This is a genomic window from Streptosporangium sp. NPDC001681, from assembly GCF_040298085.1.
GTDB lineage: Bacteria > Actinomycetota > Actinomycetes > Streptosporangiales > Streptosporangiaceae > Streptosporangium.
Map to the genome: position 1 here is coordinate 25,515 of NZ_JBEOZN010000090.1, position 16,563 is coordinate 42,077.

The following is a 16,563-nucleotide window of genomic DNA, read 5'->3' on the forward strand; positions in this document are numbered from 1 at the left end:
CACAATCAGACAGAACTCACGGGATCAAACACCCACTCAAGGAACTGTTCGCGCGGGGAACGGCTCCCGAGGTGGCGCCGAAAACAGCGGGTATATGGTGGAAAACGGACAGTGAGCCATTGTCTCCGGTCCGGACTCGGCCGTCACAGCCCCTCGTAGCCCCCCTCGCGGGCGATGACCGGCTTGCTCCACCGGGCATCATGCGGAAGGGCGCCACGAGGGAACACGGAGGACGTCATGCCGAGCAACAGAGCCGTCTCCTACCAGGGACCGGGCAAGGTGGAAGTCCAGAACATCGGCTACCCCGAGTTCGAGCTCAAGGACGGCCCGGGGGTCAACCCCGCCAACGTGGGCCGCAAGGTGCCGCACGGGGCGATCGTCAAGACCGTCGCGACGAACATCTGCGGCAGCGACCAGCACATGGTCCGTGGCCGCACCACCGCGCCCATCGGCCTCGTGCTCGGCCACGAGATCACCGGAGAGGTCGTCGAGGTCGGCCCGGACGCGGAGTTCACGAAGGTGGGCGACCTCGTCTCGGTGCCCTTCAACATCTCCTGTGGCCGCTGCCGCAACTGCAAGGAGGGCAAGACCGGGATCTGTGAGAACGTCAACCCCGACCGGCCGGGCTCGGCGTACGGGTATGTCGACATGGGCGGCTGGGTCGGCGGGCAGGCCCAGTACGTCCTGGTGCCCTATGCCGACTGGAACCTGCTCAAGTTCCCGGACAGGGACCAGGCGATGGAGAAGATCCTCGACCTGGCCATGCTCACCGACATCTTCCCGACCGGCTTCCACGGCTGTGTCACCGCCGGGGTGAAGCCGGGATCGACCGTCTACATCGCGGGTGCGGGCCCGGTCGGGCTCGCCGCGGCGGTCTCGGCGTTCCTCCTCGGGGCCGCCGCGGTCATCGTCGGCGACCTGAACAAGGACCGCCTGGCGCAGGCCCGCAGCTTCGGCTGCGAGACCGTCGACGTGTCACGGGGCGAGCCCAGGGACCAGATCGAGCAGATCCTCGGCGTGCCGGAGGTCGACTGCGGCGTCGACGCCGTCGGCTTCGAGGCGCGCGGCCACGGCGCCGACGCCGGACAGGAACGCCCGGCCACCGTGCTCAACTCGCTCATGGAGATCACCCGAGCGGGCGGCGCGCTCGGCATCCCCGGCCTGTACGTGACCGGTGACCCGGGTGCCCACGACGAGGCGGCGAAGCAGGGCTCGCTCTCCCTCCGGCTCGGCCTCGGCTGGGCCAGGTCACTCTCCTTCACCACGGGCCAGTGCCCCGTCATGCGCTACAACTACTACCTGATGCAGGCGATCCTGCACGACAGGGTGCAGATCGCGAAGGCGGTCAACGCGGTGCCGATCCCGCTGGAGCGGGCACCCCAGGGGTATCAGGACTTCGACCAGGGCGCCGCGTCCAAGTTCGTGCTCGACCCCAACGGCATGCTCGGCACGACGGGGTAGCGATCCGTCACCGACGCCGGATCCCGCGTGCGGGCGGGGTGAACCGATCCCTTCCCCGTACGTGCCACCGCTCCCGGTGGTCGCCCGGATTCAAAGTGCTTCGACGAACAACTCGGCCTCGCGCTCGCCCATGCCGGTCTCGCCCCGCACCAGATAGACCGCCTGCTCGGCGCGGCCGGCGGCCTTGAGTTCGCGCACGCGGGTGGCCAGATCGGGACCCGCTGCACCGGCGTGCGGCAGAGCGGTGGGTTGGGCGGGCTTGAACCGGGTCATGACGGGTTGGCTCCACAGGTCGTGTCCCATGGCCACGCCGTCGACGGTCATCTTGGCGTCCCGCAGGCTGAGCCCGGTGTGGCGGCGCAGCTCCTTGATCGCCTCGATCTTGCGTCCCGTGCGGACCAGGCCGGTGACGAGCTCATGCAGCCCCTGCGGGGTAGGCATGGGCGTCGGCATGGGCATGGGCGCTTGGTTGCCCTTCCTGGCGGCCATGACGACCCCGATGACGATCACCAGGATCACCGCGACCAGGACGGCGACGATCAGCAGTTCCACGGGTCCCAAGTTCGGCATGTGCGGCATCGTATGACGGATCCGCGCGAGCGGTACAGGTGCGAGGGGCGGAGGGGGAACCCGTGGGCGATTCCCCCTCCGCCCCCGCTCCTCGCTTCCTGCGAGTCTCGCCGGACCGTCAGAGGTCCAGGACCAGGCGGGGTGACGACGAGCGGCCGACGCAGATCATCATGGTCCGGCCCGCCTCCCGCTCCTCGGCGGTCAGCAGCGAGTCGCGGTGCTCGGGCGTTCCCGCGAGCACCCGGGTCTCGCAGGCGCCGCAGTATCCCTTCTCACAGTCGTAGGAGAGGCCGGGGGCGACCTCGCGGATCGCCTCGATGAGGCGCTGGTCGGGCTCGACCCGCACGGTCCGCCCCGTCCGGGCGAGGTGGACGTCGAAGGCGGTGTTGGCCGCCGGGTCGAAGAGCACCTCCGGGGCGTCCCCGGCGGTGAAGCGCTCGACGTGCAGCCGGTCGCCGATGCCCAGGCGCTCGCAGACCCGCTCAACGGCCTCGATCATCCCGGACGGGCCGCAGCAGTAGATCGCGGTGGCCGGCCCCGCCGAGGCCAGGATCGCGTCCAGGTCGGGAAGGCCGAACTCGTCCTGTGGCACCAGTTCGGCGCGCTCGCCCGCGCACTCCACCAGTTCGTCGCCGAAGGCCATGGACGCGCGGGATCTCCCGCCGTAGACGGCGCGCAGGGGGCTGCCCCGGCGGGCGGCGGCGCGGACCATGGCCAGGATCGGGGTGATGCCGATACCCCCGGCGACGAACAGGTAGTCCTCGGCGGCCACCAGCGGGAAGTGGTTGCGCGGTCCCCGTACGCCGACGGTGACACCCTCACGGGCGATCTCGTGCATCTCGGCCGAGCCGCCGCGGCCGTTCTCCTCGCGCAGCACCGCCACCCGGTAGCTGTCTCGCTGCCCGGGGTCGCCGCACAGGGAGTACTGCCGGACGCGGCCCGACGGCAGGCGGAACTCCAGGTGAGCGCCGGGTTCCCAGGCGGGCAGTTCGCCGCCGTCCGCCCTGGTCAGGGTCAGCGCCAGCACACCGTCGGCGACCGGCTCGGCCCGGGTGACGACCGCCTCGAAGGAGGTGGCCTTGTTGAAAGAAGAGGTGAAGGCCGGCTGGGTGCCGGGCGCGGATCCGGCACCCAGCCGGGGTCCCGGTGGGAAGATCGCGGGGATCGCGTCCCAGCCGGACTGGTTCCCCCGCGTGGGGTAGGCGACGAGCCCGTCTTCGAGCACCTGGAATTCGGGCAGCCTGGTCAGCACCTGGGTGATCATCTCGCGGAACATGGCGCGGGCCAGGTGAGCGCCGGCGCAGCGGTGCGTGCCGATGCCGAAGCTGAGGTGCCTGGTGGCGTCCCGGTCCAGGCGCACCTCGGCGGGGTCGGGGAAGACGGCCGGATCGTGGTTGGCGGCGACCCACGAGATCAGCACGCGCTCGCCGGCCCGCACCGGGCACCCGCCGATCTCGGTGTCGGCGCGTACGGTGCGCGCCATGGACTGCGAGGGGGCGAACGCCCGGAGGAACTCCTCGGTGGCCGTGTCGAGCAGGTCGGGCGACTCGATCAGGCGGCGCCGCTGCTCGGGGTGGCGGCTCAGATGCACGAGGACGCTGCCGGTCAGCGACGTGGTGGTGTCGACACCGCCCGCGATGAGCAGCCCGATCACCGACACCAGTTCGTCCTCGCCGTACGGGGTGCCGTCGGGACGGTGCTGTGCGGCCAGGACGCTCGTCGCGTCCGAGGCGGGTTCGGCCCGGCGTAGCCGGATGATCTCGCGGATCCGCCGTTCCATGTAGGCGAGGCCCTCGGCGCCCCTGCGGGCCCTGTCGCTGTCGGCGGGCGCGGCGAAGATGTCGTGGATCGGCCCGGCCAGCCGGGCCCAGTCCTCCTCGGGGAAGCCCAGCCAGTCCAGGGTGACCGCGGCGGGCAGCGGATTGGTCAGATCACGGACGAAGTCGGCCGAGCCGTGCTCGATGAACGCGTCGACGACGCGCGTGGCGTGCCTGGCGATCATCGGCCGCAGCCGGTCGACGGCGTCCGGGGTGAGCAGGGGATTGATCAGGTCGCGGTACTCGGTGGCCTGTGGAGGGTCCAACTCGATCGGGTACTGCTCCAGGCCAGGCCCGCTGGGGATGACGATCGCGACCCGGTCCTCGCCCGAGGAGGCCCTGGAGGAGGAGAAGGTGTCGTCGTCGCGGGCGATCCTGGTCACGTCCGCGTAGCGGGTCGTGTAGACGAAGCCGCCGTGGGCCGGGGTCCGGCCGACCGGGCACTGCTCGCGAAAGGAGTCGTAGTAGGTGACCGGGTCCGCGGTGCACGCCGCGGAGTGGTGGTCGAAGTCAACCTGCTGGGTCATGGCGCACAGGCCCCATATCCATACGAACGATGCGCGGTGTTGCCCAGCCGCGCCACTGGGTGTCTGGGTGCCGGAAGTCTACTCACGTGCGGATCACGAGACAATGTCTCGCATATCGCAGCGATGTCACACGGTCTCCGGCGAGGACCGGGAGCTCAGAAGGTCAGGACGGCCTTCGCGGTCCTACCGGCGCGCAGGTCGGCGATCGCCTCGTTGATCCGCTCGAAGGGGTAGGACGTCATCATCCTGTCCACCGGGAAGCGTCCCGCGACGTACAGATCCAGCAGCCTGGGCAGGAACACCTGGGGGAGGCTGCTGCCGCCGATGATCCCGGTGACGGTGCGTCCGTTGAGGATACTGCGCCAGTCGAAGCTCATCTCCTGGCTGGGGCCGACGCCGATCACGCCGCACCGGCCGAGCGGGCCGAGCGCCTCGACGGCGGTGCGCAGCACGTCCTGGCGGCCGGTGGTGTCGATGACGAAGTCGAAGCCGTGCGGTGCGATCTCACGCAGCGCCTCGGCCGAGCCGGAGGCGGAGGAGTCGACCGTGTGCGTCGCTCCGTAGCCGCGGGCGGCCTCCAGCTTGGCGGCGTTGACGTCGACCGCCGCGACGATCGAGCAGCCGCTGATCGCCGCCGCGATGATCGCCGCGACCCCCACCGCGCCGGCCCCGAAGACGGCGATCGAGGAGCCGGGGGACGGGCGCAGCACGTTGAACACCCCGCCCGCGCCGGTCTGCAGGCCGCAGCCGAACGGGCCGACATGGGTCAGGTCGATGCTCTTGTCGATGGGAACGACGGCGCGCTCGGTCGCCACGACGTGCGTGGCGAAGGACGACTGCCCGAGGAAGTGGCCGTTGACCGGCGCGCCGTCCAGGGAGAGCGCCGAGGAGCCGTCGGGCCGCCTGCCGCCGAAGTTGAGGGCGTCGAAGCTCCGGCAGTAGGCGGGGGAGCCGGTCAGGCAGAGGGGGCAGGCCCCGCAGGAGGTGAAGCTCATCGCCACGTGGTCACCGGGGGCCACCGAGGTCACCCGCGAGCCGACCCGCTCCACGACCCCGGCGCCCTCGTGGCCGAGCACCGCGGGGGTGGGGAAGAAGGTGGCGAACTCCAGGTCGGTACCGCAGATGCCGGTGCTGCTCACCCGGACCAGCACCTCGTCGGGACGGGGCTCTTCGAGTTCTGTCTCCCGGAGGGCGAAGGACCCTCCGGAGGCCTCCAGAACGGCGGCGGTGATACGCACGGATCCTCCACAGCTATTTTCATAAAACGAGATGGCATCTTGACATGCAGAACAAGGGGGGTCAAGGATTCCGACATGGCCGAACTTGTGATCCCATCCGCCCAGCAACTGATCGACGGAGAGTGGGCAGCCGCTCGCGACGCCGGTGAGCTCGACATCGCCGACCCCGCCACCGGCCAGACCATCCAGACGGTGGCCTGCGCGGGCCGAGCGGACGTGGACGACGCCGTGGCGGCCGCCAGGCGGGCCTTCCCCGGCTGGGCCGCGACCTCGGCCTCCGAGCGCGGCAGGCTGCTGCGCCGCTGGTCGGAGCTGATCGGCGAGCATGTCGAGGACCTCGCCCGCTTCGAGGCCCGAGACGTCGGCAAGCCGCTGTCGGGTGGCCGGATGAACATCTTCATCGCCCAGGGCATCATCGAGTACTTCGCGGGTGCCGCCGACAAGCTGACCGGCGTGACTCTTCCCACCCGCACCCCCGACTACCTTGGCTACACCCTGCAGGAGCCGTACGGCGTCTGCGCGGTCATCATCCCTTGGAACGTTCCGGCAGTGCTCACCGCGGCCAACGTGGCCCCCGCGCTGGCCGCGGGCAACACGGTGGTGCTCAAGCCCTCGGAGGTGGCGCCGCTGGCGCCGTTCGCGCTGGCGGAGCTGGCGCGGCGGGCCGGTTTCCCGCCGGGCGTGCTCAACGTGCTCACCGGAGTCGGCGCCGACGCCGGTGCCGCGCTCACCTCCCACTCCGAGGTGAACCACATCAGTTTCGTCGGCTCCACGACCACCGGCCGTGCGATCATGCGGGCCGCGGCGGACAACCTGGTCCCGGTCAAGCTGGAGCTGGGCGGCAAGTCGCCCAACGTGCTCTTCGCCGACGCCGATCTCGACGTGGCGATCCCGGCGATCGTGGGCTCCATCACCGAGAACGCCGGGCAGAACTGCTACGCGGGGTCGAGGCTGCTCGTCGAGGCGTCCATCAGGGACGAGGTCGTGGAGCGGGTGGCGGAGTCGATGCGCGCCGTGCGGATCGGCCCGTGGGACGCCGACCTCGACATGGGGCCGCTGGTCAACGAGGCGCAGTACCGCCGGGTGCTCGGCTTCCTGGAGAGTGCCCCCGCCGAGGGTGCCCGCCTGGTCACCGGGGGTGGCCCCGCGCAGCGGGCGGACGGCGGCTGGTTCGTCCAGCCGTCGCTCTTCGACGGCGTGGACCCGCGCTCCCGGCTGTCCAGGGAGGAGGTGTTCGGCCCGGTGCTCGCGGTGCAGGAGTTCTCCGGCGCCCGGCAGGCGGTGGAGATGATGAACGACACCGACTTCGGCCTGCTGGCGTGCATCTGGACGAGCGACGTCTCCCGGGCGCTGCGCCTGGCCCAGGAGGTGCGCTCGGGGCAGGTCTCGGTCAACCAGTTCGCCGACGCCGGGGTCATCGGCTTCCCCTTCAACATGCAGAGGGACAGCGGCTTCAGCCGTGGCGGCGGATACGCCGCCATGCGGGAGTACACGCAGGAGAAGGCTGTCGCGGTACGTCTGCTCGACCGGTCGCCCGTGGAATGAACGTGACAGTGACGGAGCGGCTGTTAAATGGCAGCGTTCCAACCTGCACATATTCACGCCACGCGGCACGCATGTAACAAGCATGTGACGCGCGGGGCAGTTGGCTCCGGAGGCATTGACACGCCTATCGGAGCGGCGGCAGAGTACGACGCATTGCGGGCGATGAATCACAATGCGAGATGCCATCGTGAATAACGATCGCTTGGAGGGTTAGAGTTGCGAGCACTGGTCCAGACGGCCTTCGGAGGTCCGGAGGCGGTGAGCGTTCAACAGGTCGCCGACCCCGAGCCCGGTCCGCTCGACGTGGTCGTCCGGGTCGGCGTCTGCGCCCTCAACCGGCTCGACCTGCTCCAGCGGCGCGGCCCCGGGGTGCTCCCCGGCTTCAGCCTGCCGCACATCGCCGGCATGGACATCGCCGGCCACGTGGCGGCGATCGGATCGGCGGTCACCGGCCTGACGGCCGGAGACCGGGTCGTGGTCGATCCTACGGTGGGCTGCGGATCGTGCTCGCACTGCCTGGCCGGTGACCGCGGCCACTGCGTCCGGCTGCGGGTCATCGGCGGGAACATGCCGGGCGGCTACGCCGAGTTCGTGGCGGTCCCCGCCAACCTGGCGCACCCGGTGCCGGACCACGTCGACCTCGACGAGGCCGCGGCGCTGCCCACCCCGTGGAGCACCGCCTGGAACGCCACCTACGCCGTCGGGAAGGTGATCGCCGGCGACTGCGTGGTGATCCAGGGCGCCGCCGGCTCCGTCAGCATCGCCGCGATCCAGCTGGCCAAGCGGGCCGGCGCCCGAGTGGTGGCCGTGGCCGGAAGCGACGAGAAGCTCGCCGTCGCGGCCGGGCTCGGTGCCGACCTGCTGCTACGCAACGACGCCCCGATAGCCGACGCGGTCCGCGACTACACGGGCGGCAGGGGTGCCGACGTCGTCCTCGATCACGTGGGCGCCGCCACCTGGCGGCACTCCCTGAGCTGCCTGCGGATCGGCGGCAGGCTGGTGACCTTCGGCAACACCAGCGGCGACCAGGTCTCCCTCTCCCTCGCCGAGATCTACCACCGAGGGCTCCGCCTGCTGGGCGCCGGCGCCTACGCCCCGGCTGACTTCACCGCCATGCTCGACGCGTACTTCGCGGGAGGCATGCGCACCCTCCGCGCCGCCGAGTGCGGCCTGGAAGACCTGCACGAGAGCTTCGGGCTGGAGCGCTCGCGCGATCTGGTCGGCAGGGTGCTGGTGCGGCCATGACGGAGGAGCGGGCAACGCAGCCGGGTCGAGCGGGGCATGACGCCGCTCTGCTGATCGTCGGCGGGGACGTGGTGACGATGTCGCCGCGTCGCGAGGTGGTCACCGGCGCCACCGTCGCCGTCGCCGACGGGCGCATCGCCGCGATCGGTCCCGCAGCCACCCTGCGGAAGGACTTCCCCGGCGCGGCCGAACTCGACGCGGGCGGCTGTGTCGTCATCCCGGGCCTGGTCAACGCCCACCAGCACACCACCGCCGACCCGCTGGTGCGCAGCATGATCCCGGACGACATCGACTCCCAGGAGTCGATCTTCGACTGGATCGTCCCGCTGCACGGCAAGGTCACCGGCGACGACGACGAGCTGTCCGCCACCCTGACCGCCGCCGAGTCGCTCCTGCGCGGGGTCACCACCATCCTGGAGCCGGGCACCGTCGCCCACCCGCTGCGGGTGGCGGCGGGGCTCCGGGCGGCCGGCATCCGCGGCCGGGTCGGCCGGTGGGGCTGGGACGTGCCCGGCGCCCTTCACGCGCTGCCCGCGGCCGAGACCCTGGCCCTGCAGGAGGAGACGGTACGCGCGCTGCCGCCAGGCGGGACCGTCACCGGCTGGGTCACCCTGGTGGGGCACGATCTGGCGAGCGACGAGTTGTTCACCGGCGCCGCCGAGCTGGCCGAGCGGCTGGATGTCGGTCTCACCTGGCACATCTCGCCGGGCGAGGCGGACGTCCACGCCTACGCGCGGCGCGCGGGCAGGCGGCCGGTGCTCCACTTCGGGCAGCTGGGCGTGCTGGGCCCGAGGCTGGTGCTCGGCCACGCCGTCTGGCTCGACGACGCGGAACTGGACGCCCTCGTCGAGACGCGGACCGCGGTGGCATCCTGCCCCGGGGCCTACCTGCGCCTCGGCCAGGGCTACACCCGCGCCGGCCGGCACGCCGAGCTCGTACGCCGAGGCGGCAGGGTCGCCCTGGGCTGTGACTCCCACAACGCGGGCGACGTGCCCGATCTGCTGCGTGCCGCGTGGCTGCTGGCCGCGCTGGAGCGCGACCGCGACGTGCGGCCCGTCCTCCGCGCCGACCAGGCGTTCGCGCTGGCCACGATCGACGGCGCCGCCGCGGTGGGCCTGGGCGACCTCGTCGGCTCGATCGAGGTCGGCAAGGCCGCGGACCTCGTGGTCCTGGACACCGGGGACCCTGTCTGGGCCCCGCGCGGTGACCTCGCGACCCACCTCGTCTGGGGCGCCCCGAGCCACACGGTCCGGGACGTCCTCGTCGACGGTCAGGTGGTCGTGCGCGACCGCCGGATCACCACCGTCGATCTCGAAGCCCTGTCGAAGGAGGCGCAGGCACGGTCCGCTGCGCTGCTCCGCAGGACCGGTATCGACGTTCCCCACCGCTGGCAGGCCCTGTCGGCGGAAGAATACATCCAAGGAGTACACGGATGAGGATCATTGATCTCGCAGACAGGACGCCGGCGCAGAAGCAGGGATTGCTCTCCCAGCTCGTCGTGCCGCGCCCGATCGCGATGATCACCACGCTGGACGCCAAGGGCGGCGTGAACGTCGCCCCGTTCAGCTACTACATGCCGGTCTCCGGAGAACCCCCGCTCGTCGCGGTCACGGTGGGCTCGGTCAGGGAGGCGACGGATGAGCCCAAGGACAGCTGGGTGAATCTGAACGCCTCGGGCGAGTTCGTGATCAACGTGACCACGACCGCCCTGGCCGACCACATCGAGACGGTGGCCAGGGAGTATCCGGCCGGCGTCGACGAGGCCGACCTCGTCGGCTGGCGGACCGTGCCGTCGCAGGTCGTCCAGCCCCCGTCGCTGGCCGACAGCCCGGCGCACCTGGAGTGCCGGGTGCGCGAGGTCATCGACCGGGGGGACTCCTCCTCCTGCTTCTCGGGCGTGCACATCGTGCTGGCCGAGGTGGTCTGCATAACGGTGGACGAGTCGATCATGGCGTCCCCCACCAGGATCGACCCGACCAAGGTGCACGCGGTCGGCAGGATGGGCTTTCCCTGGTTCGTCGCGGCGTCGCCGGAGTCGACTTTCAGCCAGGACCGCATCGCCTACGCCGACCTGCCGGGTGGCGAGGAGGTGCTCGCCTGACCTGTCGCGCAGGCAGGGGAGGGGCTCCGCTAAAGCCCGCACCCCGCCGGCGACCAAGATTCATCCCCCACTCGCGCACCGTGGGCGGTGCGCGAGCATTCAGATCGAGAGGATCGTCATGGCCGCATACTATCGAAGGGGCCGGGCCACGGCCGCACTGACCGCCTGCCTGAGCGCGCTGGCGCTCGCCGGGTGCGCGAGCAACGACGCCACCGCGCCCCAGGCCACGGCCCCCGCCCCGGCCGACGCGAGCGCGAAGACCGAGGGTGGCAACGTGCTGCCGGGTCAGCCGGACATCAACGGCGACGGCAAGGTCGTCATCGGGGTGCTGAGCCCGGGTGACATCAACGACAAGGGCTACTACCAGAGCTTCGTCGACACGGCGGAGGCGTTCGCCAACGAGAAGGGCTGGACGATCATCAAGCGCGGCAGCGTCAACACCAGCGAGGCGCTCAACGCCGCGCGGGCGCTCTGCCAGCAGAAGGTCGACATGGTGGCCCTCGGCGCCTCGGAGCTCCGGGACGCGATCCCGGCCTCGGAGGAGCCGGTGTGCGCGAACACCGCCTGGTACGTGCCGTCCGCCGACAACATCCTGCAGACCCCGAAGATCATGCTTTCCACCGACCGGGCCGACCAGAGCATGCTGGCCGCGGGGTACGCGGCGGGCCTGATCATGAAGGACAACGGCGACACCAAGGCCGGGTTCGTGACCGGCCCCGAGGCCGACTTCACCGTCACCGCGTCCGCCGCGTTCAAGGCCGGCATCCGGCTGGTGATTCCGGAGGCCACGCTGACGACCACCTACAGCGGAGACCTCAACGACTCCGCCAAGGCCAAGGAGGCCACCCAGGCGCAGATCAGCCAGGGTGCCAAGGTCATCTACCCCTACCTCGGCGGCGCCACCGACGCGGCGGCGGAGCTGGCCAACGCCAACGGGGTCCTCACCCTCACCCCCGGTACCGACCGGTGCGACTCCACCAAGCCCAAGTTCGACATCTCGGTGCTCTTCAGCCCCGGAGACTACTTCAAGGCCGCGCTGGAGGAACTCGCCGCCGCGAAGCTGCAGATGGGCGTGGAGAAGGTCTGGACGCTCGGCGTCGACCCGTTCCCGACCGTCAAGATCTGTAACGGGACCCCCGAGCAGAACGAGAAGCTGAAGGCCTTCATCGCCGACGTCGGTAGCAAGAAGATCGACACCACGGAGACGGTGAAGAGGCTCGGTTCCTGAGATGACAGAGGACGAACGGGCGAGGGAGCTCACCCCGCCATCGGCGCCCGCGCTGCGGCTGCGGGGAATCAGCAAGAGCTACGGTCCGGTCGTCGCCTGCGACGCCGTGGATCTCGCCGTGCACCAGGGCGAGATCCACGGTCTGCTCGGTGAGAACGGGGCCGGAAAGTCGACGCTCATGAAGATCCTGCTGGGCCTCGTCCAGCGGGACGCCGGGACCATCCTGCATCATGACGGGCCCGTCGACATCGGCAGCCCGCAGGAGGCCGTGGCTCTCGGTATCGGCATGGTGCACCAGCACTTCAGCCTGATCAATCCGCTGACGGTCTGGGAGAACGTCATCCTGGGGGACACCGGGAAGATCGACAAGGCCGCCGCCTGTGACCAGGTGCGGGACGTCTCCCAGCGCTACGGCCTGCCGATCGACCCGCTGGCCAGGGTCGAACGGCTCTCCGCGGGCGAGCGGCAGCGGGTCGAGCTGATCAAATGCCTGCGCCGGGATCCGTCGGTGCTCATCCTCGACGAGCCGACGTCCGTGCTGACCCAGGCGGAGTCGGCCGAGCTGTTCGGTGTGCTGCGCCACGTGGTCCGCTCGGAGAACCGTGCGGTCATCCTGATCAGCCACAAGCTGGCGGAGATCGCCGCGGCCACCGACCGGGTGACCGTGCTGCGCAAGGGGAGGGTCGTCTTCCAGAGCGTGACCGCGGAGACGGGGCCGCAGGAACTGGCCCGCCAGATGGTGGGCAGGGAGGTCTCCCTGGGCAGCGAGGCCGCGGCGCTCGGCCTGCTGCCGGTCGATACCCCGCGGACGGGTGAATCCGGAGCGGGTAAAGCGGAGTCCTCGGTGGCCGCGCTGCGGCTGCGCGGCCTGACCGTCACCGTCGACGGGGTGCGCGTGCTGTCCGACCTCGATCTGGACGTCGCCCCCGGCGAGATCGTCGGCCTGTACGGGGTCGAGGGCAACGGCCAGTCGAACCTGGGCGACGTGCTGTCCGGGCTCGTCGTCCCGGACGCCGGGTCTGTCGAGATCTCCGGCAGGCAGGTGGACCTGAACCGCCCGGGGGCGCTGCACGCGGCCGGACTCGGCATCGTGCCGGAGGACCGGCACGCATCCGGGGTGGTGCTGGACATGAGCGTCGCCGAGAACCTGGTCATGAAGTCGCTGAACGCGGTGAGCGGCCGCGCGTTCGTCAGCCGCAGGAAGACGCATGAGGTGGCCCGCCGCCTGGCGGCCGAGTTCAACATCGTCACCCCGTCGATGGACACCCCGGTGCGCAGCCTGTCGGGAGGCAACCAGCAGCGGGTCGTGCTCGCCCGTGAACTCTCGGCGGGACCGCTCGTGCTGGTCGCCGCGCAGCCCACGCACGGGCTGGACGTGGGGGCCATCGAGGACATGTACCGGCGATTGCGCGACGTCGCGTCAGGAGGAGTGGCCGTGCTGCTGATATCCACCGAACTGGAGGAGGTCATGGCGCTCTCCTCCAGGATCGCGGTGATCTCCTCCGGGAAGATCACCGGCGTGCTCTCCACCGGGGAGGCCACGGCCGAGCGGCTCGGGATGCTGGTGGGCGGGGTGGCCGCGTGAACGAAGTCCGCGAGGACCTCCGCCAGGACTCCCCCCAGAAGCCGGGGCGAAAGTCCCATCCGGCTCCCGGCACGGACGACACCTCCGGGCGTCGCCTGCTGGCCTTCCTCACCCCGAGTGCGGGCGGCTGGCAGACCGGCCTGGCGACCGCCGCGGGCGTGCTCGTGGCGCTCTCCCTGTCGTCACTGCTGATCGCCGTCACCGGGGGATCTCCCCTGGCGTCGGTGCAGGCCCTCTTCCAGGGCAGCATGGCCAACTGGACGGCCTGGACCTCCACGCTGCTGTACGCGGCACCGCTGCTGTTGGTCGCCGTGGGCGCCTGCGTCAGCGCCCGATCGGGCACGTTCAACATCGGCCAGGAGGGCCAGGTGCTGATCGGCGCCCTCTTCGGGGCCTGGGTCGGCCTGCGCCTGGCGGTCCCGGGGCCGCTGCTGCTGGTGATCGTCCTGTTGACCGCCTCGCTGGCGGGCGGCGCCTGGGCGGCCCTCAGCGCGCTGATGTACCGGATCCGCGGCGTCAACATCGTGGTCAGCACGCTCCTGATGATCTTCATCGCCCAGCAGGTCGTCGCGTTCGCGGTGAACACGTCGTGGCTGCTGCAGGAGTCGCGGATCGGGGATGCCATCGTCTCGCCGCAGTCCAACCCGCTGCCGGCCGGCGCGCTGCTCGGCTCGGTCGGTGAGTACCCCAACCTTCAGGTCAACGGGGGCCTGCTGCTGGCGCTGGTCGGCGCCGTGGTGGTCGCGGTGGCGCTCGCCCGCACCCGGTGGGGGTTCCGGCTCACCATGCTCGGCCTCAACCCGCTCGCCGCCAAGCACGCGGGGGTGCGCGTCAACGCGCTGGGCGGTATGGCGCTGGCCATCTCCGGCGCCTTCGCCGGTCTGGCCGGGGCCGTGCTGCTGGCCAGCCCGGTGGGAGTCAACCGGCTTCAGCCGGGCATAGCGATGAACATCGGCTGGGACGGCATGCTGGTGGCCCTGGTCGCGCGTAACCGGCCGCTGCTGACCGTACCCGTCGCCCTGCTCTTCGGCGTGCTGCGTTCCGGCGGCGGCTTCCTCGCCGCGACCGGTGTGCCCCCGTTCCTCGTGGACGTGGTCAAGGCCCTGCTGGTGCTGGCCTTCGTCGCTCCGCCCGTCATCGTCGCCATGATCCGGCGTCGCAGGGCCGGTGTCCGTACCGCGCGCGCCGAGCACCGGCCCGCGCCCGTCGCAGAGGGGGCCGCGCTGTGATCGCCGTAGACGACATCTCCACCATCCTGTCCAGCGGGATCAGGCTCACCGTTCCGCTGGCCTTCGCGGCGTGCGGGGAGTACCTCGCCGAGCGGGCCGGCGCGATGAACATCTCCGTCGAGGCGATGATGCTGGGCGCCGCGTTCGGCTCGGTCGCCACGGCCAGCGCCACCGGCAGTGCCACCACCGGGCTGGTCGCGGGCGTGCTGATCGGGCTCCTGATCGGGTTCGTGCACGGCAACCTCTCACACCGGCTGGAGATCAACACCTTTGTGATCGGCCTGGTGCTCAACGCCCTCGTGCTCGGGCTGACCAGTTACCTGATCACGGTCAGCTCGTTCGAGTCGCACCAGGTGTCGCAGGTCAGCATCCCCTGGCTGCGCGACATCCCGCTGATCGGCCACCCGCTGTTCGTCGAGCGCTGGCCGGTCTACCTGCTGATCGTCCTCATCCCGCTGACCTGGTGGCTGGTGGAACGCAGCAGGTGGGGCCTGGAACTGCGAGCGGTCGGCGAGCAGCCCCAGGCCGCCGACGTCACCGGTATCCGGGTCAACCTGCGCCGCCGCCAGGCGCTGCTGTGGTGCGGCGCGCTGGCCGGGCTGGGAGGCGCGTACCTGGCGGTCGGCGAGGTCGGCTCGTTCAACCAGAACATGACCGCCGGGCGCGGGTACATCGTCATCGCGGCGGTGATCTTCGGTGCCTGGCGGCTGCGGCGGACCCTGATCGGCTGCGCGCTCTTCGGCCTGGCCGACGCCATGCGCCTGGCGCTGCCGGCGCTGGGCCTGACGATGAACTCGCAGCTGCTCGTGGTGGCGCCGTACCTGCTCGCGCTGCTGGCGATGCTGCTCTTCGCGAACCAGAACCGTGAACCCAGGGCGCTCGGCCAACCGTTCGAACGGGGATCTACCTGACGACCGGGTCGAGCCCCGATGACCACCCGCAGTGAAACACACGATATTTGGAGGAATCAATGAGTGATCTGACCCAGGCGAGATGGACCCATGTCGCGCTGCCCACCGGCGACCTCGACAAGGCGATCGAGTTCTACACGTCGCTGACGCCGCTGGTGGTCGTCGAGCGGTTCCGCGACGCCGACGGTGAGAGCGCCTGGCTCTCCAACGACAAGCAGGTTGAGACCCCGATGGTCCTGGTGCTCGTCTCGTTCAACAAGGACAAGGGCGGGCAGCTGGGGCTGCTGACGCCGTTCGCGCACATCGGCATCGAGGTGCCCGAGCGCACCGACGTGGACGGCATCGCCGAGCGGGCGCGCGAGCTGGGCTGCCTGCACTGGGAACCGCGCGACATGCCCGACCCGGTCGGCTACATCTGCGCGCTGAAGGACCCCGACGGCAACGTCATCGAGATCTCCCACAACCAGCAGGTCTTCAACACGGTGCGCAAGCTGTGGGCGAACCCCTCCTGAGCGGACAGCTCACCCGGGCCGCGGTCGCACGGTACGTCGAGGCGCTCAACGCGCACGACGCCGATGCGGTCGCGGCCTGCGTGAGCGAGGACTTCGTCAACGAGCACACCTCGGCCCTGGGGCGGAGCGTGACCGGCAGGCACGGCTACCGCGCCAACCTCACCGGTTTCCTGGCCGACTTCGTGGATCTGCGCTACGAGGTCGAGGACCTCCTCGTCGAGGGCGACCGGGCGTCGCTCGCCTACCGGATGTCGTTCCGGCTGGCCTCGGCGGGCGGCAGGCCGGTGGTGGTGCGCGGGGTGTTCAGGTTCCGGGTCGACGCCGACGGCCTGATCGCGCACCGCACCGACTACTGGGACAGCGGCGAGGTACGGCGACAACTCGACACCCAGCCCTAAGTTCCCTTTAGGTCGATCAAACCAATAAAGGCTCCCAAAGCATCGGTAAGGGCTTAGGTGAGCCGAAATGACCCTCAGGGGCCTCTCGGTGCCGGAACGGGCACCGAGAGGCCCCCGAGGACCCCGGGGGGGCGTCCGGAGGCCCCCAAACTGGGAAGGGGCGGGGGGGTGGTACCCCCCGCCCGCGAGAGGTTGT

14 protein-coding genes are annotated in these 16,563 nt (G+C 70.7%); 11 read left to right on the forward strand and 3 right to left on the reverse strand.

The window, feature by feature from the left end; genetic code table 11:
* The first annotated feature begins 237 nt into the window (after positions 1 to 237).
* Positions 238 to 1,461 (forward strand): formaldehyde dehydrogenase, glutathione-independent, encoded by a 1,224-nt coding sequence (gene fdhA / locus ABT130_RS32410; RefSeq protein WP_350961846.1) that lies wholly within the window; start codon positions 238 to 240, stop codon positions 1,459 to 1,461.
* Positions 1,462 to 1,551: 90 nt separating this feature from the next.
* On the opposite strand, the gene ABT130_RS32415 is transcribed toward fdhA, so the two are convergent.
* The 3 genes from ABT130_RS32415 to ABT130_RS32425 all read right to left on the reverse strand — a co-directional run bounded on the left by ABT130_RS32415 (position 1,552) and on the right by ABT130_RS32425 (position 5,613).
* Entirely contained in the window at positions 1,552 to 2,031 is a 480-nt protein-coding gene (locus tag ABT130_RS32415; protein ID WP_350961849.1) for a hypothetical protein, read from the reverse strand.
* Positions 2,032 to 2,149: 118 nt separating this feature from the next.
* Entirely contained in the window at positions 2,150 to 4,375 is a 2,226-nt protein-coding gene (locus tag ABT130_RS32420) for a cytochrome P450/oxidoreductase (protein ID WP_350961851.1), read from the reverse strand.
* Between the two features lie 155 nt (positions 4,376 to 4,530).
* The gene (locus tag ABT130_RS32425; RefSeq protein ID WP_350961854.1) at positions 4,531 to 5,613 is read right to left on the reverse strand and encodes an NAD(P)-dependent alcohol dehydrogenase; all 1,083 of its coding nucleotides are present in this window, start codon (positions 5,611 to 5,613) and stop codon (positions 4,531 to 4,533) included.
* Between the two features lie 75 nt (positions 5,614 to 5,688).
* Here ABT130_RS32425 and ABT130_RS32430 point away from each other — a divergent pair, with 75 nt between their 5' ends.
* The 10 genes from ABT130_RS32430 to ABT130_RS32475 all read left to right on the forward strand — a co-directional run bounded on the left by ABT130_RS32430 (position 5,689) and on the right by ABT130_RS32475 (position 16,367).
* A complete protein-coding gene (locus ABT130_RS32430) occupies positions 5,689 to 7,158 on the forward strand; it encodes an aldehyde dehydrogenase family protein (RefSeq protein ID WP_350961857.1) in 1,470 nt (489 codons plus the stop codon).
* Between the two features lie 258 nt (positions 7,159 to 7,416).
* Positions 7,417 to 8,403 (forward strand): zinc-binding dehydrogenase, encoded by a 987-nt coding sequence (locus ABT130_RS32435; protein WP_350961860.1) that lies wholly within the window; start codon positions 7,417 to 7,419, stop codon positions 8,401 to 8,403.
* The gene (locus ABT130_RS32440) at positions 8,400 to 9,839 is read left to right on the forward strand and encodes an amidohydrolase family protein (RefSeq protein ID WP_350961863.1); all 1,440 of its coding nucleotides are present in this window, start codon (positions 8,400 to 8,402) and stop codon (positions 9,837 to 9,839) included. Before ABT130_RS32435 ends, ABT130_RS32440 begins: the two co-directional genes overlap by 4 nt.
* On the forward strand, positions 9,836 to 10,504 hold the full coding sequence (locus tag ABT130_RS32445) for a flavin reductase family protein (protein WP_350928592.1): 669 nt from the start codon (positions 9,836 to 9,838) through the stop codon (positions 10,502 to 10,504). The genes ABT130_RS32440 and ABT130_RS32445 overlap by 4 nt, the downstream gene beginning before the upstream one ends.
* 118 nt (positions 10,505 to 10,622) lie before the next feature.
* Positions 10,623 to 11,732, forward strand: a complete 1,110-nt coding sequence (locus ABT130_RS32450) for a BMP family ABC transporter substrate-binding protein (RefSeq protein WP_350961866.1) — start codon at positions 10,623 to 10,625, stop codon at positions 11,730 to 11,732.
* A 1-nt stretch (position 11,733) separates the two neighbouring features.
* Positions 11,734 to 13,317, forward strand: a complete 1,584-nt coding sequence (locus tag ABT130_RS32455; protein ID WP_350961869.1) for an ABC transporter ATP-binding protein — start codon at positions 11,734 to 11,736, stop codon at positions 13,315 to 13,317.
* Positions 13,314 to 14,546 (forward strand): ABC transporter permease, encoded by a 1,233-nt coding sequence (locus tag ABT130_RS32460; RefSeq protein ID WP_350961872.1) that lies wholly within the window; start codon positions 13,314 to 13,316, stop codon positions 14,544 to 14,546. The genes ABT130_RS32455 and ABT130_RS32460 overlap by 4 nt, the downstream gene beginning before the upstream one ends.
* Positions 14,543 to 15,457 carry an ABC transporter permease gene (locus ABT130_RS32465; RefSeq protein WP_350928600.1) on the forward strand — a complete coding sequence of 305 codons (915 nt, stop codon included), beginning with the start codon at positions 14,543 to 14,545 and terminating at the stop codon, positions 15,455 to 15,457. Before ABT130_RS32460 ends, ABT130_RS32465 begins: the two co-directional genes overlap by 4 nt.
* 59 nt (positions 15,458 to 15,516) lie before the next feature.
* Positions 15,517 to 15,969, forward strand: a complete 453-nt coding sequence (locus ABT130_RS32470) for a VOC family protein (protein WP_350928602.1) — start codon at positions 15,517 to 15,519, stop codon at positions 15,967 to 15,969.
* Positions 15,951 to 16,367, forward strand: coding sequence for a nuclear transport factor 2 family protein (locus ABT130_RS32475; RefSeq protein ID WP_350928604.1), 417 nt, complete (start codon positions 15,951 to 15,953; stop codon positions 16,365 to 16,367). The genes ABT130_RS32470 and ABT130_RS32475 overlap by 19 nt, the downstream gene beginning before the upstream one ends.
* Positions 16,368 to 16,563 lie beyond the last annotated feature (196 nt).